This is a genomic window from Flavobacterium soli DSM 19725 (genome assembly GCF_000422705.1).
Classification (GTDB): domain Bacteria; phylum Bacteroidota; class Bacteroidia; order Flavobacteriales; family Flavobacteriaceae; genus Flavobacterium; species Flavobacterium soli.
This window is the reverse complement of the sequence record NZ_AUGO01000006.1, coordinates 329,495-352,075: the sequence shown is the minus strand read 5'-3', so window position 1 is coordinate 352,075 and position 22,581 is coordinate 329,495. Positions and strand designations below refer to the sequence as shown.

18 protein-coding genes are annotated in these 22,581 nt (G+C 34.5%); 11 read left to right on the top strand and 7 right to left on the bottom strand.

What is annotated here, in order from left to right:
- Nucleotides 1-86: 86 nt before the first annotated feature.
- From G508_RS0108910 to recG, 5 genes are all read right to left on the bottom strand, one after another.
- Nucleotides 87-950 (bottom strand): bestrophin family protein, encoded by an 864-nt coding sequence (locus G508_RS0108910; RefSeq protein ID WP_026704992.1) that lies wholly within the window; start codon nucleotides 948-950, stop codon nucleotides 87-89.
- A 48-nt stretch (nucleotides 951-998) separates the two neighbouring features.
- Entirely contained in the window at nucleotides 999-2,315 is a 1,317-nt protein-coding gene (locus G508_RS0108905; RefSeq protein WP_026704991.1) for a TolC family protein, read from the bottom strand.
- 4 nt (nucleotides 2,316-2,319) lie between these two features.
- Complete coding sequence (locus G508_RS0108900; RefSeq protein ID WP_026704990.1) at nucleotides 2,320-5,409, bottom strand: efflux RND transporter permease subunit; 3,090 nt, start codon at nucleotides 5,407-5,409, stop codon at nucleotides 2,320-2,322.
- Between the two features lie 64 nt (nucleotides 5,410-5,473).
- The gene (locus G508_RS0108895) at nucleotides 5,474-6,538 is read right to left on the bottom strand and encodes an efflux RND transporter periplasmic adaptor subunit (protein ID WP_026704989.1); all 1,065 of its coding nucleotides are present in this window, start codon (nucleotides 6,536-6,538) and stop codon (nucleotides 5,474-5,476) included.
- Between the two features lie 123 nt (nucleotides 6,539-6,661).
- Nucleotides 6,662-8,767 (bottom strand): ATP-dependent DNA helicase RecG, encoded by a 2,106-nt coding sequence (gene recG / locus G508_RS0108890; protein ID WP_026704988.1) that lies wholly within the window; start codon nucleotides 8,765-8,767, stop codon nucleotides 6,662-6,664.
- 253 nt (nucleotides 8,768-9,020) lie between these two features.
- Between recG and G508_RS0108885 the strand changes: the two genes are divergently transcribed.
- From G508_RS0108885 to G508_RS0108875, 3 genes are all read left to right on the top strand, one after another.
- Nucleotides 9,021-9,566, top strand: a complete 546-nt coding sequence (locus tag G508_RS0108885; RefSeq protein WP_026704987.1) for a DUF1697 domain-containing protein — start codon at nucleotides 9,021-9,023, stop codon at nucleotides 9,564-9,566.
- Nucleotides 9,567-9,668: 102 nt separating this feature from the next.
- A complete protein-coding gene (locus G508_RS0108880; protein WP_245569859.1) occupies nucleotides 9,669-11,747 on the top strand; it encodes a M1 family metallopeptidase in 2,079 nt (692 codons plus the stop codon).
- Nucleotides 11,744-12,649: a patatin-like phospholipase family protein gene (locus G508_RS0108875; RefSeq protein ID WP_026704985.1), complete on the top strand. Its 906-nt coding sequence runs from the start codon at nucleotides 11,744-11,746 to the stop codon at nucleotides 12,647-12,649. Before G508_RS0108880 ends, G508_RS0108875 begins: the two co-directional genes overlap by 4 nt.
- Here G508_RS0108875 and G508_RS0108870 read toward each other — a convergent pair.
- Complete coding sequence (locus tag G508_RS0108870; protein WP_026704984.1) at nucleotides 12,641-13,162, bottom strand: DUF7935 family protein; 522 nt, start codon at nucleotides 13,160-13,162, stop codon at nucleotides 12,641-12,643. The two genes, G508_RS0108875 and G508_RS0108870, sit on opposite strands and share 9 nt — an antisense overlap.
- Nucleotides 13,163-13,228: 66 nt before the next feature.
- Entirely contained in the window at nucleotides 13,229-14,428 is a 1,200-nt protein-coding gene (locus tag G508_RS0108865; protein ID WP_026704983.1) for a multidrug effflux MFS transporter, read from the bottom strand.
- A 293-nt stretch (nucleotides 14,429-14,721) separates the two neighbouring features.
- Between G508_RS0108865 and G508_RS0108860 the strand changes: the two genes are divergently transcribed.
- The 8 genes from G508_RS0108860 (at nucleotide 14,722) to G508_RS20070 (ending at nucleotide 22,578) form a co-directional block, all read left to right on the top strand.
- A complete protein-coding gene (locus tag G508_RS0108860) occupies nucleotides 14,722-16,002 on the top strand; it encodes an NAD(P)/FAD-dependent oxidoreductase (RefSeq protein ID WP_026704982.1) in 1,281 nt (426 codons plus the stop codon).
- 284 nt (nucleotides 16,003-16,286) lie between these two features.
- Nucleotides 16,287-16,841, top strand: a complete 555-nt coding sequence (locus G508_RS0108855; protein WP_026704981.1) for a helix-turn-helix domain-containing protein — start codon at nucleotides 16,287-16,289, stop codon at nucleotides 16,839-16,841.
- A gap of 20 nt (nucleotides 16,842-16,861) precedes the next feature.
- Nucleotides 16,862-17,317: a response regulator gene (locus tag G508_RS0108850; protein ID WP_026704980.1), complete on the top strand. Its 456-nt coding sequence runs from the start codon at nucleotides 16,862-16,864 to the stop codon at nucleotides 17,315-17,317.
- Between the two features lie 9 nt (nucleotides 17,318-17,326).
- Entirely contained in the window at nucleotides 17,327-19,132 is a 1,806-nt protein-coding gene (locus tag G508_RS19520) for a sensor histidine kinase (RefSeq protein WP_051197524.1), read from the top strand.
- Between the two features lie 294 nt (nucleotides 19,133-19,426).
- Nucleotides 19,427-19,795: a hypothetical protein gene (locus G508_RS0108840; RefSeq protein WP_026704979.1), complete on the top strand. Its 369-nt coding sequence runs from the start codon at nucleotides 19,427-19,429 to the stop codon at nucleotides 19,793-19,795.
- Between the two features lie 256 nt (nucleotides 19,796-20,051).
- Nucleotides 20,052-20,237 carry a hypothetical protein gene (locus G508_RS0108830; RefSeq protein WP_026704977.1) on the top strand — a complete coding sequence of 62 codons (186 nt, stop codon included), beginning with the start codon at nucleotides 20,052-20,054 and terminating at the stop codon, nucleotides 20,235-20,237.
- Between the two features lie 139 nt (nucleotides 20,238-20,376).
- Entirely contained in the window at nucleotides 20,377-22,329 is a 1,953-nt protein-coding gene (locus G508_RS0108825) for a hypothetical protein (RefSeq protein ID WP_157485922.1), read from the top strand.
- A 93-nt stretch (nucleotides 22,330-22,422) separates the two neighbouring features.
- Nucleotides 22,423-22,578, top strand: coding sequence for a hypothetical protein (locus G508_RS20070; RefSeq protein WP_157485921.1), 156 nt, complete (start codon nucleotides 22,423-22,425; stop codon nucleotides 22,576-22,578).
- The last annotated feature ends 3 nt before the right edge of the window (nucleotides 22,579-22,581 follow it).

Sequence of the window (22,581 nt, the reverse complement as noted above, 5' to 3'; positions counted from 1 at the left end):
ATTTTAATAAGGATGCAAATATAGTCATTGTTTGGCGAGGTTCAAAGTTGGAAAAGAACAAAATTCCCATTCTTTGGGCGACTTTTTTAGATCAATTCCTCAACATGTTTCTTTATATTTTCGGAAATTTTTCGCGTAGGCAAATCGTTTTCATCTTCTCCGAAAGGATCTTCGATTTCTTCGGCAATTAATTCCAAACTTGCCAAGACATAAAAAATAAAAACTACAACTGGAACCACATAATAACCCAGGCTAAAAGCATACCCGAAAGGAAGTGTCATAACATAAAAGAAAATAAATTTTTTAATGAAAGCACTGTAAGAATAGGGGATGGGAGTGTTTTTTATTCTTTCGCAAGCACCACAAATATCGGTAAACGACATGAATTCGTTGTTCAAGACAATCAATTGATCTCCAGAAATTTTTCCTTCAAGATGCAATTCATTTAACTTTTGAAAAATCAATTTAGCAACCTGATTGGGTTTGTGCTTATGATGGTCAATCTCCAAATCGAGATTATCAAAAAGTTGTTTCGCGGTATCGCTGTTGTGCAAATGGATATGCAAAACCGATGCGTAATTGGGAATCTTTTTACGGAAAAAGGCCTTATCATTTTCATCTTTCAACATCACATCGAGTTTGATGGCAAAATTTCGACTGTTATTTACCAAAGCTCCCCATAATTTCCGACCTTCCCACCAACGATCATAAGCGGTATTGGTTCTAAAAACAAGTAATAACGAAATCACGAAACCAAGCATTCCGTGCATTATCGTAATATTTTTGATGTAATTGGTGTCGGATAATTGCCAATATTGAACTTCCAAATAGCCAACAATACCAGAATAAATACCTATTGCAATCATTATCGGAAGTAACTTTCGAAAGGTATCAGCCTTGTGAAAACGGAAAATAAATGTGAACCAATCTTTTGTGTTGTATGAAACCATTTAGCGTTGAATTTTCCTCAAATTTAAATGAAAAAATGATTCCAGCAACTATTGAAATGTAAGATTTCCTGCCAATTCTTTCAAAGCAATTTCCGAGATCTTGGCTTGAAATTGAGCATTGCTGCTTCTCACTTTTGCATTGATATAATTGATTTGAGCTGTCCTAAACTCTAAAGTAGTGGTCGTAATGGTTCCAATTCTGAATTTTTCGAAGGTAATATCCATATTTTGCTTGGCAATTTCCTCGTTTTTGGCTTCGAGTTTGCTCAACTGCAAATTAGTCATATAGGTTTGATACGCAGTTGATAATTGAGTATCCAAAGCTAATTTCTGTTGGTCAATCAGGATTTGAGAATTCTCTATCTGAAGCTTTGCAATTCGTTCGTTTCGGTTTTGCAATCCACCATTAAAGATGTTCATTGTGGCATTGATTCCATACACCAAACCTCTTCCAGAAGATTGCGTGACGAATCCCAAGGAAGCTTCGGAACGTGTAAAATTATAGCCAGAACTAATGTTTACAATCGGATAACGATCACCTTTAATTTGTTTTAATTCTAATTCAGCAATTCGTTTGTTGATGACTTGTCTTTGCAACTGTGGATTTTGTTTTTCTGCCAAAAGCATCAAATCTGGCAGGAGTAGGTTTTCATCAATTTCGACTTCTTCAATTACTTTAAAATCAATATTTGGGTCTCTTGCTAAAATCTGATTCAATAGGATTTTGGTATTGGCATACAATTCTTTTTGTCTTAAAAAGGCAGTTGTATCCGTATTCAAATCTACTTCGGCATTCAAGACTTCAAGTTTTGAAGCTTTTCCAATTGAATAACGGTTTTTTGCAGTCGTCACCCTAACATTAGAGATTACAATTGTCGTATCTAATGCTACTAATTGCTGTTGTTGCTGCACAATATCATAATAAGTCGTGATGACGTCGCTGATTTTTGTCAAGATGGTCAGCTTCAATTCGGCATCGCCTAATTTTTCTAATTCTTTCAACTGATTATGTCGGGCAAACATTCGCATTCCATCAAAAACAGTCCAATTTAAAGCAACTCCGTAGGAAAGATTTAAATTTCTTGCATTGTCAAGTTCTCTTTCAGTTCCGTCAGATTGAGTTTGTTTAGTGTCCAAAAGACTATTGTTGTTGGTTACGTTTGCAATTAAATTGGGAAGAATTCCAGCATTTGCCAAACTCACATTTTGCTGATCGATTTTCAAATCATTGGAAGCGATTTTTATTTCAAAATTATTTTCCAAGGCAATTTTTACGGCGTCTTCAACCGTAAGAATCTCTTGTGATTGCATATTGAAAACAACAAGAAAAAGGGTGGTAATACTAAAAAAGATTTTATTTTTCATTGCATTATTCATTTTCATACTCTTTAATATTATCAAACTCAGGTCGGTGTTTTTTCTCTCTCGACCACATAAAATAAATGGCTGGAATTACAAATAAGGTCAAAATTAAGGAGAATAAAGTTCCACCCACAATTACGACTCCCATACCAATTCTACTGGTAGATGCGGCACCAAGTGACATTGCAATTGGCAAAGCTCCCAAAGCAATCGCTAAACTGGTCATTAAAATTGGACGAAGACGGGATTCCGAAGCCTCCATAATGGCTTCCATTTTTGTTTTTCCTTGTTCCCGAAGTTGATTGGCAAATTCTACAATCAAGATACCATTTTTTGTTACCAAACCAATCAACATGATGGTTCCAATTTGGCTAAAGATATTCCAAGTCTGATCAAAAAGCCACAGCGAGAATAAAGCTCCTGCAACCGCCATTGGAACTGTTAGTATGATGATAAACGGATCGATAAAACTTTCAAATTGTGCAGCAAGAATCAAGAAAATAAGCAATAATGCCAACCCAAATGCAAAAGAAGTGTTGGAGCTACTTTCAACAAAATCTCGGGATTCTCCACCCAAATCGGTCGTAAAACTTTCATCCAAGACTTTTTCCTTTACACGTTCCATAGCCTCGATTCCGTCGCTGATACTTTTTCCTGGAGCCAAACCTGCAGAAACCGTAGCCGACATATAACGGTTGTTGTGATACAATTGTGGCGGACTACTTTGTTCTTCAACTGTAACCAAGTTGTCCAATTGTATTAAATCGTCGTTCGTATTTCTGACAAACATCGAAGTCAAATCCATTGGAGCATCACGGTCTTTCTTATCAAATTGCCCCATTACTTGGTATTGTTTCCCATTCATCATAAAATATCCAAAACGCTGTCCACTCAAAGAAAGTTGTAAGGTTTGCGCAACATCAATAACCGAAACTCCTAAACTTTGAGCTTTTTCACGGTCAATCGTTACGTAAATTTCTGGTTTATTAAACTTTAGGTTAACATCTGTAATTGAGAAAGTTGGGTCACTTGCAACTTCATCCATGAATTCAGGAATTTTCTCTTGTAACTTTTCAAAATTTTGAGCCTGAATGATATATTGAATTGGCAATCCTCCACGACGATTTACTGCAATAGTTGGCGATTCTGAAACCGATGTTTTTGCATTTACAAATTGCTTGGTCCATTTTGTAAGATCATTTGCTATTTCTTTTTGAGAACGTTCTCTGTCGCCAGGTTCAACCAATGCAATTCTTGCTCGACCACTGTTAACAGACGAAGATCCAAATCCTGGAGAAGTAATGATCAAGCTGACTTTCTTTTCTGGAATCGAATCGTTTATCAATTCAGTAAGTTCGTTCATAAAGCGATCCATATAATCATAGGAAGAACCTTCGGGAGCACTAACGTTTACACTAATAAAACTTCTGTCATCATAAGGGGCTGTTTCCTTTTGTAAAGTGCTAAAAAACAATACGATCAAGCCGATGCATCCAATGAGAATTGGAAAACTCAGCCATTTACGTTTCATGAATTTACCCAATGAATTTGCATATCCCGAATTCAATTTCAAGAAATAGGGCTCGCTCCAATTGTAGAATTTAGATTTTTTCTGTTCGCCACCTTTCATCAGATAGGCATTTAACATTGGTGTTAGCGTTAAGGATACAAATGCAGAAATTAAAACTGCAGCACCAATGACGACGCCAAATTCCCGAAACAATCGTCCGACAAATCCTTCCAAGAAAATTACAGGTAAGAATACTGCAGCAAGTGTGATTGAAATCGAAATTACAGCAAAGAAAATTTCGTTGGAACCTTTGATGGCTGCTTCAATTGGCGACATTCCTTCTTCTACTTTCTTAAAGATGTTTTCGGTCACGACAATTCCATCATCTACAACCAATCCGGTTGCCAAAACAATTGCCAAAAGAGTCAAAACGTTAATCGAAAATCCGAAAAGCCACATGATGAAGAACGTTGCAATCAATGAAACTGGAATATCAATCAACGGACGGAAAGCAATGGCCCAATTTCTAAAGAACAAATAAATGATTAAAACCACTAAGATAATGGCAATCAATAAGGTTTCAGCAACTTCTATTACCGCTTTTTTTACAAAAACAGTGTTATCTATTGCAATATTTAATTTAAAATCCTTCGGTAAATCCTTTTTTAATTGTTCGTATTGCACATAAAAAGCATCGGCAATTTCTATATAATTCGTTCCTGGTTGTGGAATAATTGCCATACCCACCATCGGCTGACCGGAATCACTTAATTTGGTTTCGAGGTTTTCAGCTTCCAAAGATGCCTTTCCGATATCGCTCAAGCGGATCACTTTTTCACCTTCGGCACGAATGATAATATTATTGAATTGTTCTTCTGTAGAAAGATTTCCTAAAGTCTTAACCGTCAATTCGGTATTGGCTCCGGTCAATTTTCCCGATGGAAGTTCTACATTTTGAGCATTCAAGGCTGTTCTAACATCCGAAACGGTAACACCATAAGAAGCTAATCGAACAGGGTCAATCCACAATCGCATGGCATATTTTCGTTGTCCCCAAATTTGAACGCTACTTACTCCTGGAATCGTCTGAAGCCGCTGTGCAATCACGTTATCGGCATAATCAGAAAGTTCTAGAACATTTTTTTTATCACTCTGAACCGTCATGGTAATAATTGGTTCCGAATCGGCATCAGCCTTAGAAACAACCGGTGGAGCATCAATATCTTGTGGCAAACTTCTGATGGCTTGTGAAACTTTATCACGAACATCATTAGCAGCTGCTTCAAGGTCTTTGTCCAAATTAAATTCGACGGTAATATTGCTCGAACCTTGGTTGGAAGAAGAAGTTATGTTTCGAATTCCATCAATTTGGTTGATCGCTTTTTCTAAAGGTTCAGTGATTTGTGACTCGATAATGTCGGCATTTGCTCCAGAATAGTTCGTTCTCACCGAAATTTGTGCAGGATCAATCGATGGAAATTCGCGGATTCCTAAATACGTGTAACCAATAATCCCAAACAGAATCAGGGAAATATTCATTACAATTGTAAGAACCGGTCTTTTTATACTTAAAGTAGATAAACTCATTGAATTTTATATTTTAGTCCCGAAGCTTCGGGATCAGATTTAGGATTTATCCAAAAATGAATATCTATTTTTGAAGTTTTACTTTTACAGGGCTTCCGTCTTTTAGTGTCATTACTCCAGAAGTCAGGATGGTATCTCCAGCTTTCAAACCAGATGTGATTAAAATATCTTTGTCTGTTCTTGCTCCAGTTTCAACAATTATTTCTTTGGCTTGACCATTTTCTACCACAAAGATTTTCTTGCCGTTTTGAATAGGAATCAAGGATTCGGTAGGAACGAGTAGGGCATCTGTCAGTTTTTCCAAAGGAAGCGTGACATTTGCAAAAGTTCCAGGTAATAATTTGCCTTCAGGATTTTGAGCAATGGCTCGAAGTTTCAAGGTTCTTGTTGCTACTTCAATTTCAGGTTCGATGGCATAAATTTTTGCTGTAAATACTTCTTTCGAACCTGCTACTGTAAACGAAAGTGTATTGTTGACTTTCATTTGGGATGCATATTTTTCAGGAATTGAAAAGGTAATTTTAAGTTGATTCGTATTGACAAGCTTTGCAATCAAAGTAGTTGGAGTAACGTAAGTTCCTTGTGAAATATAGCGTAAACCTATTTTTCCAGAAAACGGAGCTCGAACAGTTGCCTTTGCCAATTGTGCCTGTATAAGTTGTGCTTGTGCTTTCGCAGATAAAAATTCGGCACTTGCAATGTCATATTCTTCCTGACTAATCGCTTCTTTTTGCAAAAGCAATTTGGCTCTTCTTTCATTTTCCGAAGATAAATTTTGGGCTGTTTTGACTTGTGCCAATTGTGCACGAAGTTCCATATCATTGACTTTAAAAAGAATTTGTCCTTTTGTAACCGAACTTCCTTCCTTAAAATTGATGCTTTCTACAATTCCCGAAACTTCACTTCTGATATCAATCTGTTCATTGGCTTCGATAGATCCTGAAAGCGAAAGATTATCTGCAAATTCTTGTGGTTTTAAAACCATTCCGCTTACAGCTATGGGTTGCTTTTTAGCACCACCCGAGTTTTCGTTTTTTGCTTTTTCACTTTTGTTTTCTGAAATTCTATAAGCTACAAATGCTCCAATGCCTAAAATAAGTAAAGCATAAACGATATATTTTATTTTCATAATGTTATAAAAGAAGGGATACTATTTAGTTTTCAACAAAACTAACGGTTATAAACGGTACTCTTTTTGAAGTTAATTTTATTTTAACAGTTGTTGTGTGTTAAATTTTTAACCAAAAAAATGCTAACTGATATAATTCCAGATGTTTTTCTTTTTTGAAAGTTCAAGAAACACTCTTCTTAAGGTTTGATGTTCAGGTTTTTCCATTGGAGCATCGTCTTTGAGAATTTTCATAGCGTGATGCCTTGCTAATTGAAGAATGTCTTTATCTCTGACAATGTCAGCTATTTGAAGGTTTAAAACACCACTTTGCTGAGTTCCCATCAAATCGCCTGGACCACGAAGTTTTAAATCTACTTCGGCAATTTCGAAACCATCATTGGTTCGAACCATCGTTTCCATTCGGATTTTGCTATCGCTGGAAAGTTTATGCGAAGTCATCATAATACAATAACTCTGTTCAGCTCCGCGACCAACCCGACCACGAAGCTGATGAAGTTGCGAAAGCCCGAAACGTTCGGCACTTTCTATAATCATCACACTTGCATTTGGAATGTTCACGCCAACTTCAATAACGGTTGTTGCCACCATAATTTGGGTTTTACCTTTAGAAAAGCGTTCCATTTCGGCATCCTTGTCGGCTGGTTTCATTTTTCCGTGAACGATGGAAATTGCATATTCGGGCAACGGAAAATCCCTGGAAATACTTTCATAACCGTCCATCAAGTCCTTATAATCCATTTTTTCAGATTCTTGAATCAACGGATAAACAATATAAATCTGTCGGCCTTTTGCAATTTCATCCTTGATAAATTTCCAAACTTTCAATCGATTAGAATCAAATCTATGAACAGTCTCTATTGGTTTTCGACCAGGAGGTAATTCATCAATCACGGAAATATCTAAATCGCCATACAAACTCATCGCCAAAGTTCTCGGAATTGGTGTGGCAGTCATCACTAAAATATGAGGCGGGATATCATTTTTTTTCCAAAGTTTAGATCTTTGTTCAACGCCAAAACGATGCTGTTCATCAATTACGGCAAGACCAAGGTTGTGAAATTGTACTTTATCTTCAAGTAAAGCATGTGTTCCGATAAGAATGTGTAAAGTGCCGTTTTCCAGTTCCTCATGAATTATTTTTCTATCGGCAGTTTTTGTAGAACCTGTCAGTATTTTTATATTGATGTCTAGATTTTGAGCCAATTCCGTAAGCCCTTTAAAATGCTGATTGGCGAGAATTTCTGTTGGTGCCATCAAGCAAGCCTGAAAGCCATTGTCCAAGGCCAAAAGCATACTCATCAAAGCCACAATTGTTTTTCCTGAACCCACATCTCCTTGAAGCAAACGGTTCATTTGGGCATTATTTCCCATATCGTTTCGGATTTCCTTGATCACTCTTTTTTGGGCATTTGTCAAGTCGAAAGGCAAATGATTTTTAAAGAAATCATTGAAATTTTCGCCTACTTTATCAAAAGGATGTCCTTTGATTTTATGTTTTCGAATCAGATTTTTAGTGATCAATTGCAATTGAATAAAAAACAATTCTTCAAACTTCAATCGGAATTGGGCTTTCGCCAAAAGATCGGCACTTTTTGGAAAATGTATGTTGAATAACGCTACATTTTTCGGAATCAATTTCAATTCATTCACCAAATAATCGGGCAAGGTTTCGCTGAACAATGCTTGGGTTTCCAGAAACAATTGTTGCATCATTTTATTGATGGCTCTATTGCTGAGTCCTCTGTTGGTAAGTGTTTCTGTCGATGGATAAACGGGTTGCATTGCTGAACGAAGGCTCTGTTCATGTTCCGAAAGCAATTCAATTTCTGGATGTGCCATGTTGAACAATCCGTTGAAAGAAGTGCATTTTCCGAAAATTACTACCACAACATTTAATTTCAAACTTTCGCGAATCCATTTGTGACCTTGAAACCACACCAGTTCCATTTGTCCGGTATCGTCCACAAAAGTTGCTACAAGACGTTTTCCTCGTTTTTGCTCGACGGTTTTGATGTTGATGATTTTTCCAATAATCTGAACTTCGGCATTATTGTTTTGAAGTTCGTTGATTTTATAATAACGAGTCCTGTCAATATATCTATTTGGAAATAAATTGATTAAGTCTTGGTATTTATGAATCCCCAGTTCCTTTCGAAGCAGTTCGCCACGATTCGGGCCAACACCTTTTAGATATTCGATTGGAGTTTGGAGGAGATTATTGGACATTTGGTTGATTTGAAAATGTGTTGATTCTGTAATTTGAAAATAGCTTTATCGAAAAAAAACTGTAAAATCTTTCAATTTTTCAATCTTTCAATTATCTAAAGCGAAGATAGTTTTTAATTGGGAAATTTTAAAATGGATTTTTTTAGAACCATTAAGAGATTAAGGTTCATTAAGTCTTAATTTTCTTTCCCGAAGCTTCGGGACTAATGGTTTGATTTTTTATGATATATTTGATTCAAATTAAATTCAAAAAATGACAACTCATCTCGCATTACTTCGTGGCATCAATGTTTCTGGACATAATATGATTAAAATGGAAGCTTTGAAGACGACCTTGGAAGCCATTGGTTTTCAAAATGTAACCACTTATATCCAATCGGGTAATGTTTTTGTGGATACCGAAGAAGAAAATGCTCCTAAGGTTGGTTTCCTCATCAAACAGGAAATCTTCAAGGTTTTTGGACACGAAGTTCCTGTTATCGTCATTAATAAGGAAGATTTGTCAGCTTGCTTTAAAAACAATCCTTTCTTGAAAGAAAAGGAAGTTGATATTAAAAAATTATATGTCTCTTTTGTTTCTATTCCATTAAAAAAAGAAAGTATCAACGATTTAAAAATGAGTCAGTTTAAGCCTGATGAAGTGGCAATTGATGAAAACAGAATTTACATCAAATATGCGGTTGGAGCTGGAAAAACGCGATTTGACCAAAAATATATCGAGAAGAAATTGAACGTTACATCAACTATTAGAAATTGGAATACCGTTACGCAACTCTTGAAAATGTTTGAAGAACGATAATCGAATAAACTTAAAAGTCTCACTTTTCAAGTCATTAAAATATTCTAAAAAAGGACGAAGATTTTTACAAAGCTTTGTAACTTTGAAGTTCATATTTATTTTATGATGAAGCAACTTCTTTTTTTTATACTTTTTTTTCCTTATTTTCTTTTTTCGCAACAAACTAAATCAGTTGATTTTAAAACAGTTGATGCTGTAATTTCGGTAAATCCTATCGAAAAAAAGGTGTCGGGAACTGTCAATTATACATTTGAGGTGCTTTCAAAAATTGATACGATTCGGATAGATGCCAAGAACATGAATTTCGAAGAAATAAAAATCAATAATAAAATCTGCAACTTTAAGAATTCAACGAAAGAAGTATTGCTTTTTGAAGGTTTCAAGAAGGGAAAAAACACAGTAAGTTTCGAATATTCTGCTACTCCAAAGCAAACCATGTATTTTGTTGGAGAAGGGGAGAACATGCAGATTTGGACACAAGGTCAAGGAAAATACACCAGTCATTGGTTTCCAAGTTTTGATGATATGAATGAAAAAGTCATCTTTAGCATGACAATCAATTATGATAAAAAGTATGAAGTTGTTTCAAATGGAATTCTAGATAGCAAAGCCGAAAGCGGAAATAATTTTATCTGGAATTATAAAATGAAAAAACCGATGAGCTCGTATTTATTGATGCTTGCCATTGGAAAATTCGAAAAACAAACCCTTACTTCAGAATCAGGAACTCCTTTGGAAAATTATATTTCTCCCGAAGATGTTTCGAAATTTGAACCAACTTATCGCTATACCAAACAAATTTTTGATTTTTTCGAAAAGGAAATTGGCGTAAATTATCCGTGGGAAATCTACCGTCAGATTCCGGCAAAGGATTTTTTGTATGGCGGAATGGAAAACACGACTTCCACGATATTTTCGCAATATTATGTAGTAGATAAAATCGGTTTTAATGATCTGACTTACATCAATGTAAATGCCCACGAATTGGCACATCAATGGTTTGGCGACATGATTACGGCAACTTCGGGAAAGCATCATTGGCTTCAGGAAGGTTTTGCAACGTATTATGCACTTTTGGCCGAGAAGGAACTCTTTGGCGAAGACCATTTTAATTGGGAAATGTATGAAATTGCTGAACGATTGCAACAAGCTTCCAAAACAGATACAATACCGATTTTGAATGAAAAGGCAAGTTCGCTGACGTTTTACCAAAAAGGAGCTTGGGCTTTGCATGTTTTGCGTGAAAACGTTGGAGCTAAAAATTTTCAAAAAGCGGTAAAAAGTTACTTGAAAAAGTATGGTTTTAAAAATGTAAACACAGATAATTTTTTATCAGAAATCAATAGAGTTTCAAAGTACGATACGAAGAAATTCCAACAGCTTTGGTTGGAAAGTCCTGTTTTTCAAGTGAAAGAAGCGATGGCAATCTTAAATAAAAATAAATTCATCCAAAAGTATTTTGAAGTTTCGGAATTGAAAGATATGCCGTTTGCTCAAAAGATAAATGAAATTGAAGCACTCTTAAAATCTGATGTTTTTTATCCTATAAAAGAAGAAATTATTTATCAATTACAGGATTTGCCTTACGAAGAAAAAGCCGATTTTTTGAAGATTGCCATGCAAACAAAAGATTTCAAAACGCGTCAAGCAATTGCCAAAACAATGCGTGAGGTTCCAGCAGATTTTAAATCCCAATATGAAACGTTGTTGGATGACGATTCTTATATTACCAAAGAAATTGCCTTGAATGTTTATTTTTCAGAGTTTCCTGAGCAACAAAAATGGTTGTTGGATAAGACGAAAACTTGGGTAGGTTTCAATGATAAAAATCTTCGGGTACTTTGGTTGACTCTTGCTTTAAGAGCCAAAGATTATGAGCAAGAAAACAAAGTGCAGTTTTATGAAGAATTGTTGCATTATGCTTCGCCAAATTATGAAAGTACACTCCGACAAAATGCCTTGACAAAGCTTTTATATTTGGATAAAAACGATATCAATCCGATGAAATTTTTGGTAAACGGATTAGTAAGTCACAGATGGCAATTTTCGAAATATTCGAGGGATAATATCCGAGCTTTGTTGAAAAGTGACAAGCACAGAAAGTATTTTGAGTCAATTATTTCCGAACTTCCAGAGAACGAACAATTTCAGTTGAACCGATTGCTAAACGAAAAAATATGAGAGCATTAGTCATTTCAGGAGGTGGAAGTAAAGGTGCTTTTGCTGGTGGTGTTGCCCAATATTTGATGCAGGAAAAGAAATACCAATATGATTTATTGTTGGGAACTTCAACAGGTAGTTTGCTGATTCCGCACTTGGCTTTGGGAAATATTGATAAAATTTATGACATTTATACGAATGTCAATATGGAAAAAATTTTCAGTATTAATCCGTTTGTGATCAAGCAAAAAAATGAAGTTGATATTGTGACTATCAATCACTTAAATGTAATCAAGCAGTTTTTTAAGGGCAAGCGAACTTTCGGCGAAAGCCAAAATTTAAAGAAATACATCAAGCAGAATTTCTCTTTGGCAGAATTCAATCAACTAAAATCTTCGAATTGTAATATTGTCATCACGGTTACCAATTTGTCCAAGAATGATGTCGAATACAAGTGCATTCGTGATTTTGAATACGAGGAATTTTGCGATTGGATTTGGATTTCCTGTAACTACATTCCTTTTATGAGCTTGGTTACCAAAAACGAATGCGAATATGGCGACGGCGGATTTTCGAGCCTGGTTCCAATTCGTGAAGCCATTAATCGTGGTGCGACAGAAATTGATGTGATTGTTTTGGAAACCGAAACCCAAACTGCTCCTAGAATCATCGGGAAAAATCCCTTTTCATTGATGGTCGATTTATTCCAAATTTTGCTGGATCAGGTTGAAAAGCACGATATTACGATAGGAAAATTATCGGCTAAAAATAAAGATGTAAAATTAAATCTTTACCATACTCCGATAAAACTAACTGATAATGCTTTGATTTTTAATAAGAAACAAATGAAAAAGTGGTGGCACGACGGTTTTGAATATGCTCAAAACAAAAGTGAAGTTATGAGTGAGAATAAACTACCATAATTCGCTCACTTCATTTTTGATATACGCCAAAGCGGCATTGCTTGGAACTTCTTTATCGAATAAATCTTTCAAGATTACTTCCCTCAAATCGTTTGCATCTTTAACAGTTTCTAATGTAGAAGCCTTTCTAATCATTTGAATGGTTGCATTTTTTGCAGTCGAGATATAATTCCAGCACGCATTCGAGATATAAATCTGCTGCGTCAAATTATGCTCAAATTCTTGTTCAATTTGTGCAATGATATAATTGGCATAATCATTTTTATCATTAGAAATTGGAGCAACCCGAATCAATAATTTCGATGGATTGATACGTTCCAAAAAAAGTGACAATCGTTCGTAAGCTTGCAAACGCAAAGGCAATGCATCTTTTTGAGCTTCTTTCTGCAACAACCATCTTCTGGTATTTTGCTGGTCCTTGAAATAAGATGTAAATAAAAAATAGGCAACACCTCCAGTGATTATGGCAGGTAAAGTATAGCTTAGTAACTCGATGATTTTTGTAGTATCCATTTGTAAAACTTGATTTAGAGCAAAAATATAATTTTAGTTGATATATCTAAACAATTAAATGAGAAACTAATTTTTTTGCGTTTTTTTGATGTTTCTTTTTCCGATGGTCAAAATTAATAAGGCTAGGGTAGAAGACATCAATAGAATTAAGGTTATAGGTGTCATTGAATCTTTAACGAAAATTCCGACAGCAATTGAAGCAATTGACCCCAAAATCATTTGAACAGCACCCATCAGAGCCGATGCACTTCCTGCATTTTTTGCAAAAGGAGCTAGCGAGAGTCCGGCGGTATTAGGGCTAGCCAATCCTAGACAAGAAAGATAAAGGAAAAACATGGCGATGATTCCGTATAAATTAAAGATGCCATTCATCACACCAATTAGAAAAAACACACTAATGATGGATTGCGAAATTAAAGCTACGCGAATCAATTGTTCGCTCGAATATTTTCTAAGCAGCAATGAATTTAATTGGCTTGAGCCTATAAAACTTATAGATAATAGTGCAAAAATCCAACCGTATGTTTTTTCATCTACCTTATATATGTCCATAAAAATCATGGGTGAACCAGCAACATAGGTAAATAATCCAGCAAATGCTACGGCACCTGTAAAAGCATAAGTATAAAATTGAGGTTCTTTTAAAACCAATAAAAAGTTGGCAATAATAGGTTTTGGTTTCAAAGAAATGGTTGTGTCAGGCTTATAATTACTTGGCAAGGCAAATTTTACGGCAGTTAAAATTGCAAAACCCATTAAGGTTAGGATTATAAAAACGGCATGCCAGCCAAAATCGGCTGTTACATAACCACCAATCGTTGGAGCTAACATCGGCGAAAGCCCTAAAACCAGCATTAATTTTGCAAAAACTTTTGGGGTTTCTTTTACAGGAAATAAATCGCGAACCATTGTCATTGCTGCAACAGAAGCGGCACAGCTTCCTACGGCTTGTATTAAACGAAGTATTATGAAACTATCAATATCGGTTACAAAAACACAACAGAGAGATGCCAAAATGTAAACTAGAAGCCCAATATAGAGTGGTTTTTTTCTTCCAAAACGATCCAATAATGGTCCGTAAAGCAACTGTCCAGCTGAAATCCCGATAAAATAGCTTGATAAAGAAAGGGAAACACTATTTACTGTTGTATTCAGATCTTTTGCAATTGCACTAAAACCAGGAAGATACATGTCGATAGAAAATGGGCCAAGAGCGGTTAAAGAACCTAAAACTAGAATGAGCGAGAAGTATTTTTTTTTGTCCATTATAAAAATAGGGAAGGGCTAATTATAAAAATGCAAAGATAAGCATTGGAATTCTTGATTCAGAAAAATATATAAGTTTATGATTTTTGATTCTATTATTGAAGTAAAGTCGATACAAATATCAATAAGCGAAAATCAATTGATTAAAAAGAAATGTTTTTATTAATTTTTCGATAAAAAAGCATTGGTTTAGCGATCATTTGCTGATTTTTATTTAACTTTAAAAGATGAATTTTAGCCGAAATAAAACAACAAAAAAAGCTAACTAAAGTTCAAAATTTAAATAAACTTGTATGAAAATAGTGATTATTGGTGGTGGATTTGCAGGAATAAATTTAGCAAAGGAACTAACGAATGTGAAAGATGTCGAAGTGACTTTGGTCGATAAAAATAATTATAATTTTTTTCCACCTTTAATATATCAAGTGGCGACTGCCTATCTTGAGCCCTCGAGTATCAGTTATCCTTTTAGGAAATTTTTTGCAGGCAAAAAAAATCTCACGTTTCGTTTGGGGGAACTTATAAAAGTGAATCAGGAGCAAAATACCATTGAATTGAGCAATGGCGAATTAAGCTATGATTATCTTGTTTTTGCAACTGGTGCCGAAACGAGTTATTTTGGAATGGAAAATGTAAAGAAAAACGCCATTCCGATGAAAACATTGAATGATGCCATCGAAATGCGAAACAAATTACTGCAAAATATGGAAAAAGCAGCTATTTGTAAAGACATTAGAAAACGACGAAAATTAGTAACTATTGTTGTTGCTGGAGGGGGACCAACGGGGGTTGAAGTTTCAGGAATGTTTGCCGAAATGAGAAGAGGTGTTTTGCTAAAAGAATATCCCGAACTGGCTACATCTGCCAGTAATATTTACTTAGTTGATGGTGGAGATGCGTTACTTTCGCCAATGAGTAAGGAATCGCAACAAGATACGTTTGATGCATTGACCAAAATGGGAGTCGTCGTAAAATTGAATACAAGAGTAGTTGATTATGATGGAGATACGGTCTTTTTTGGGAATGGTGAAACGATTGCTACTAAAAACTTAATTTGGGCAGCTGGTGTAACGGCTAAGGAATTTCCGGGGATTGCCCCAGAAAGTTATGGACGAGGAAAACGATTGGCTACGGATGAATTTAATAAAATCATTGGGACTAAAAATATTTATGCCATTGGTGATACTTGTATTCAATTGACAGATAAAAATTTTCCTGGTGGACATCCACAAGTTGCGCAAGTAGCGATACAGCAAGGAAAAAATCTGGCAAAAAACTTTGTTGCGATTTTGAAAAATTTACCACAAAAACCTTTTGAATATAATGATAAAGGTTCAATGGCAATCATTGGAAAAAACAAAGCAGTCGTTGATATTCCGAAACCAAAAATGCACTTCAAAGGATTCATAGCCTGGATGGTTTGGCTTTTTATTCACTTGATTTCTCTAATAACCTATAGAAATAGATTGCAAACTTTTTACAATTGGATGATTGCTTATTTTGCAAAGGATCAATCTTTCAGAATGATTATTCGTCCAGAAAAAAGAACCAAAACAATCGATCAAAAAGTGTGAATTGTATAACAATTTACTAAAATCTTATAAACTCTATTTCGGAATTATTTAGAAATTTGTAGCCGTATATATAGGAGTTTTTACATCATTATCATCTATAAATTTATAACATCACGAGAAAGTGGAGTAGCCATATTAGCTACTCCACTTTTTTGTTGTTTGAATTGTGATTAAATTAACAATTTGATAATGAGGAGCTTGTGGGATTATTAAATATTCTATTATGCTTCTTTGAAGTAAAAAAAAATGTATATATTTATAGAACCAAAAACAACCCACATTTAATGAAACTGTACGTAAAATACGATATCAATTTGGCATGCCGAATAATTGTCCAAGAACAGCTTGAACGACTCGGAATTAAATATGAGCTTTTAGAATTTGGAGAAATCGAAATCAGCGATTCTGTTTCTGATGAAAGCTTCACGGAACTTCAATATAGCCTAGAACGCTATGGAATTGAGATCATTAACAATCAAAAAAGTCAATTGGTTCAAAGAATCAAGGATACTATTATTGAGATGATTTATGAAAAGGATAAACTTCCAACTTCTACTATTTCTAATTATCTTGCTGATAAATTGAACCTGAGTTATGGATATATTGCGAATGTTTTTTCGGAATATACGTATACTTCCATTGAGAATTTTATTATTATTCAAAAAATTGAACGTGCGAAGAAATTAATTGTAGAAGATGGCTTAACTTTGACCGAGGTATCTTATAAATTAAACTACAGCAGTGTTGCCTATTTATCGGCTCAGTTTAAAAAAGTAACCGGATTAACGCCTTCAATGTTCAAAAGAATTGTTGACAGACGTAGAAATTTAAACCAATAACAAATTAAATTCTAAAAGAAATGAATTCTGATAGTTCACAAATGCGAATACTTTTAGCGGAAGATGACGAAGATGATCGCCTTTTCTTTAACGATGCTATCAATGAATTGAAGATGAATAATCGATTGATGACGTTTAAAGACGGACGTGATTTAATGGATTATTTAGAAAATCCCGAAACAACTTTGTTGCCACATATCTTGTTCCTGGATCTTAACATGCCTTGCAAGACAGGAGCGGAATGCTTGAAGGAAATTAGGGCAAATCCTAAATTCAAAGACTTGACAATTGCAATTTACTCTACTTCATCATCCGAAAAAGATATTGAAGAAACCTTTATTGGTGGAGCAAATATTTACATTAAAAAACCAAATGACTTTTCAAAACTGAAGAAAGTTATCAAGGATGTGGTTAACATGAACTGGCAATACCATACATCTGGCTTAAACAAAGAAACTTTTTTCTTGAGTATTTAAGAACATAGAATGAAATTCCTAAAACAAAATAAATATTTCTTTTTATTAAGGATTGCTTTAGGAATTTCAATCATTGCCATTGGTTACTTGACCACAATGTTCTATTTCCAGATGAAAGATCTGGATTCTTCCTTTCAATCTATTGAAAATATAAATGCTACTCAAAACGAATTGGACGAACTTTTTTCTATTCTAAAAGAAGACGAAATAAAGCTTTCCAATCTAATAATTGCAGATGATGTAGCAATTTCAAAAGGAATTTTTAATAGGGAAGAGGCTAGCGAAAAAATTAAAAACCTAGAACAACTTTCTGCAAATAATAGGTTTTTGCATCAAAGTATTCTAAAATTGGCGTCTTTTATTGAAAAGAAATATACGCTTTTCGATGAAATTATGGCCTCTTCAAAAGCTATTCCATACGACGAGAATACTTTTACTGAAAAACTTTTTGAAAATAAAAGATTTAATCATTCGCTTTACAAGTTTATTGAAGACGATGTACAGCCTAACATTAATGGAATCAAGCTGCACGACAGCAATTATCCAGAAAAAATTGCAACTACAAGAAAAACGGTCTTTATTTTAGCTTTGGTTTCTATCGTAATTTTTCTTTTATCGTATAGCAAGATGAATGATAACTTACTGTATTTAAAGAAGATAAACAATGATCTTAAATTGTTGAATGATACTTTTAATAGTGCCGAAAAGATTGCTGGTTTTGGATATTGGAAAATTGATTTATCTACAAATGCCTACACTTTTTCGGATAATTTATACAGGCTTTTAGAGGAAGATCCGAAAAAATTTAAGCCGAATTGGGAAAATTTCAACAAATATATTCATCCAGAAGATTATGAATATGTCATTAAAACCAATAAAGAGTCCATAGATAATCAGATTCCAACTTCGATGCTTTTTCGTTATATTTTGCCATCAGGAGTCTTGAAATATGTAATTTCTACGGCTAATTTTAGAACAAACGATAAAGGTCAGAATATTAAAATAGGTGTAATCCATGATGTTACCGAGCAATTTAAAAAAACCTTTGAATTAGAAGAAAACAATAAAAGATTAATTGCCATCAATGCTGAATTGGAGTCTTTTAATAACATTGTAAGTCACGATTTGCAAGAGCCTTTGCGAAAAATTCAAATGTTCATTTCTAGAATTGAAGCCAATGACTTGTCTGTAATTTCAGAAGCAAGCCAAGGATATTTTTCTAAAATCAAGGTTTCTGCCAATAGAATGCAGCATTTGATGATTGATTTGGTAAATTATTCCCGAACGATAAAGAGCGATAAAATTTTTGTAGAAATAAATCTGAATGCCATTCTGCAAGAAATTTTGGAAGAATTGCAGCCAACCATCGAAGAAACAAAAGCCAAAATAGCTATTGATGAGCTTCCGAACGTTTTGGGTACAAAATTTCAAATACAGCAATTGTTTATCAATTTGATTTCCAACTCATTGAAATATACTAAGCCGAATACAACTCCAGAAATTAAAATTACGACCGATGATTTTTTTGCTGATAATTTAGAGGATTCTATCAATGAAAAATCAGATAAAATCATCACCAATAAAACCTATTTTAAAATCATAATTTCGGACAACGGAATCGGATTCAAACAAGAATATTCTGAAAAGATTTTTCAACTTTTCAGACGATTAGAAACTGAGATGTCATATACAGGAACTGGTTTGGGTTTGGCTATCTGTAAAAAAATTATAGAAAACCATAACGGTTTTATAAAAGCTCAAGGCAATCCTGGTATTGGTGCTACTTTTATTATATACCTGCCAAAAAGCTTATAAATTGTAGCTTTTATTGGCTATCTGTAAAAATATTATAGAAAACCATAACAGTTTTATAAAAGCTCAAGGCAATCCTGGTATTGGTTCGACTTTTATTATATACCTGCCAAAAAGCTTATAAACTGTAGCTTTTATTGGGTTTAAAGTAAATTTACACAACATAATTATCTGAGCAATATTTGCACTATAATTTATAGTAAGTTCAGCAGAATATAAGACTTTATGTTAATATTAACATAAAAACACTCACTTACCACTTTTTCACGTTCGTGTTGTTTTACAAAGAAAAACAACATGATAGAAAAACCCATCACCCAAAAGCAACATTTGCAATCATTGGCTAATGGCGAAGCTTTGCTATTTGCATTAAAAAAAATGCACAATCGGGAAGGCTTTAACATTGAAAATCTTCGAATAAAAACCCGTCCTTTCTTCCGAACCTTTACCCTCGGAAAATCAACTACTTTTTTAGGTCTTAACCTAAAACACACCAGCCTTTCAATCAATGCGTGGCTACTCGAAGATGCTAACGGCTTGTATTGTTTCAAGGTTGTTTCAACCAAATTTGGCGAAAGCTATCCCTTTACGGTTTGGGTAAAGAATGAACGTGAGTTTTTGCAAAAAATCATCATTGATTATAACCTTTTTAATCTGAAATCATGACAACCGAAAAACAGCAAACTATTAATTTGTCAATTTCTGACAATCTTCTAAAATCATTGCTTACTAACTCCCTGACTTCCCTTTTGAATGTCAGTTCTTTCGATACTGTCAAGCTTTTAAAAAATCTTGATGACAGGGTAAACCAAAATAAGACCGTACCCGAAACCGATTGCTCTTTCCAAGTCTGCAACGCCTATTATTCATACGTGGAATTTCTCCACATTCTCGATGTTGAACAATTTAACAAGTACCCACGATGAAAGAACAATTTATTTTATTGCTTACGCAATTAGAAAATTTGGCAGATGAATCTTTTAATTCTTATGCAGGAACAGAAACAAAAAACGCTGATTATTATTTGGAAATGGGTAAATGTTCCGCTTATGGTGAGGCTTGTGATTTAATTAAAAATATCCTTGAAGATGACAGCAAAAGAACCTAAAAACCAAGCTGATATAATTACAATCATAATCTTTTTCATTACGATTTTTTTACTCCTTTCGTTATGATTAGGTTATTGGTAGGCATTATTTCAATGCCTTTTTATCTCATTTATTACTACACCAAAAAACACCTGAAACGTGATTGATACTATAGTATTTCAATTGCATTCGATAAACTCCAAGACTATAAATTTAGCTCCCGATGTAAAGAACGGTAAGGTGTATAAATCCAACTTTAACCGTCTTGTGTACGAAAGGCTTTTAAATTATGAGTCCAAATATATCGAACGCTCCATAAAATTCAAGGAACAGGGCGAGATTCAAAATGACCTCGATACCCATTTCTTAAGGCAATCAAATCAAAAGATTTTCATGATGAACCGTAACGGGGCAATCTATGACAATAAGGAAAAGACGGAAGTATTTTTTTTTCCTGTTAGTGGAAAGATGCAATCCCAATCATCCGACTATCACACTAATTTTCGGGTTTTGGATAATAAGGATACTATCGAGTTTACTTTGGCAATACCCAAATATTTTTACGGTCACAACATTGCTCAATTTGTTCCAAACATAGACAGCAAACGGTTTAAGGACAATCCTTTTTCAGTCCGTGAATTTTTTGGTCAGACCAATATTTTGCATGACCGTATAAGGGAATTCATTTTCACATTCTTTGCCGATTTGTCCGTTATGTTAAGCATTCCGGAATTGTACAACTTTGACATTTCAGATGTTGAGATAAAACGCCTTGATTTCTGTTACAACCAATGCTTCAAAGATTCCGCAATGGTTACCGATTTTATCGAATGCCAAAAGAAATTTTACAGGGGTCGTGCAAACTCTCAAGGAATATCATCCAAACAAATTGCCGATGACCGTAACACATCCCTTTACTACCGTCATTCAACCGATGGTTTTTTCTTCAAGATTTACAAAAAGGGCGATGAGTTTATGGCGAACGATTTTCCAAGGCTTCAAAAGATAAACAATACATTCTACAGCGAAAACACTAAGAAACTTTACCCCGAACTTTCTTCCATATTCAGGAAACACTTTCCCGAAGCTTATCAAAAGCATAACGGAAATGTCCAAGATTTGATTTTTCAGTATTATAAGACCTATTCCAAATCAAGGGAGTACGATTCCTTTTGCTTTGAAATAGAAGCGCATTTTCCTTTCAAATTGAACTTCTTGAAAAATGAAGCTGAAAAGATTTTGAGATATGAGATGTCTTTTACCTCTTCATACATTTCTACCATCTATAAAAAATCAATCTACAGGAAAGACGATACCAATTGGAAAAAACTGCTAAAGAAACACAACCTTATCAAGCGGTACGACTTGTTACTATCGCAAGGCTCACAAAACAAGGCAAAGCATTTTAAATTCAAATACTCGCTCAATCCCGAAGACCGATTTATCTATGAGGCTATAGACCGAAGCCTCCATAAGAAACACGCCTTTTTCATCCAAACCCCAAAACGCACGCAACTCTTTGAACAACGCTTTTTGGATTATTCCAATATCTCAACCTTTAAGAAATACAAACTTGAGGAAAGCCACGAGGCTACATTAAGCCATGATTTGCTAAAGCTCATGCTTACCAAGTTCAAGGAAGAGATTGACTTTTTTCAGATAAAGGAAGTTGATGACAGTATGAGTATAATCAAGCAAATTGACCTTTATAACGAAAAGGTAACGCAAAAGATTGAATTCTATAAGAAGCAATTCGGCAACGATGCCCTAAAGAAACTTACACACACCAAAAAACGCAAGCTTGGCTATTCAACACTCAATAAGCCACGTTTGGTTAATGTCCTCGAAAAGCTAGACCAAGGTTTGAGCCTTGAACAGATTGCAACCAAATTGGCTATTTCAAAATCTGCAGCTTACCAGCTCCAAAACGATTTGAAAATCTTCAACATCCATAAGCAATCGGTAAGGAGTAAGTTCAATCCAAAACACATAAGGACGGATTTCCGTGACTATTACGAAAAGTTCTTTCTAGACCGCAACTATCACCGAAAATTATTCCCAAATCCCTACCTTATTTCATTCGATACCATACATACAAATTTTACCCAATAAAAAATAAATGAAAAAAAATGAATCCATTTTGAAACAATTTCAAAACGTGCCTTATAATGCACTTATACAATAATCATTTAAAAATTTTCATCTATGAATTTACTAAAGAAATTGCCGATTTTCACAATTTTTGTTGTCGGCTTTGTCATTCTCAAATTTTACCCTCAGATTATGGGTAAATTGGACAAATCAGCACCAAGCGTGGCTAATGCCTTGCGTGGTACTCAAACAGCAACCCAAAACCCTTAAAAA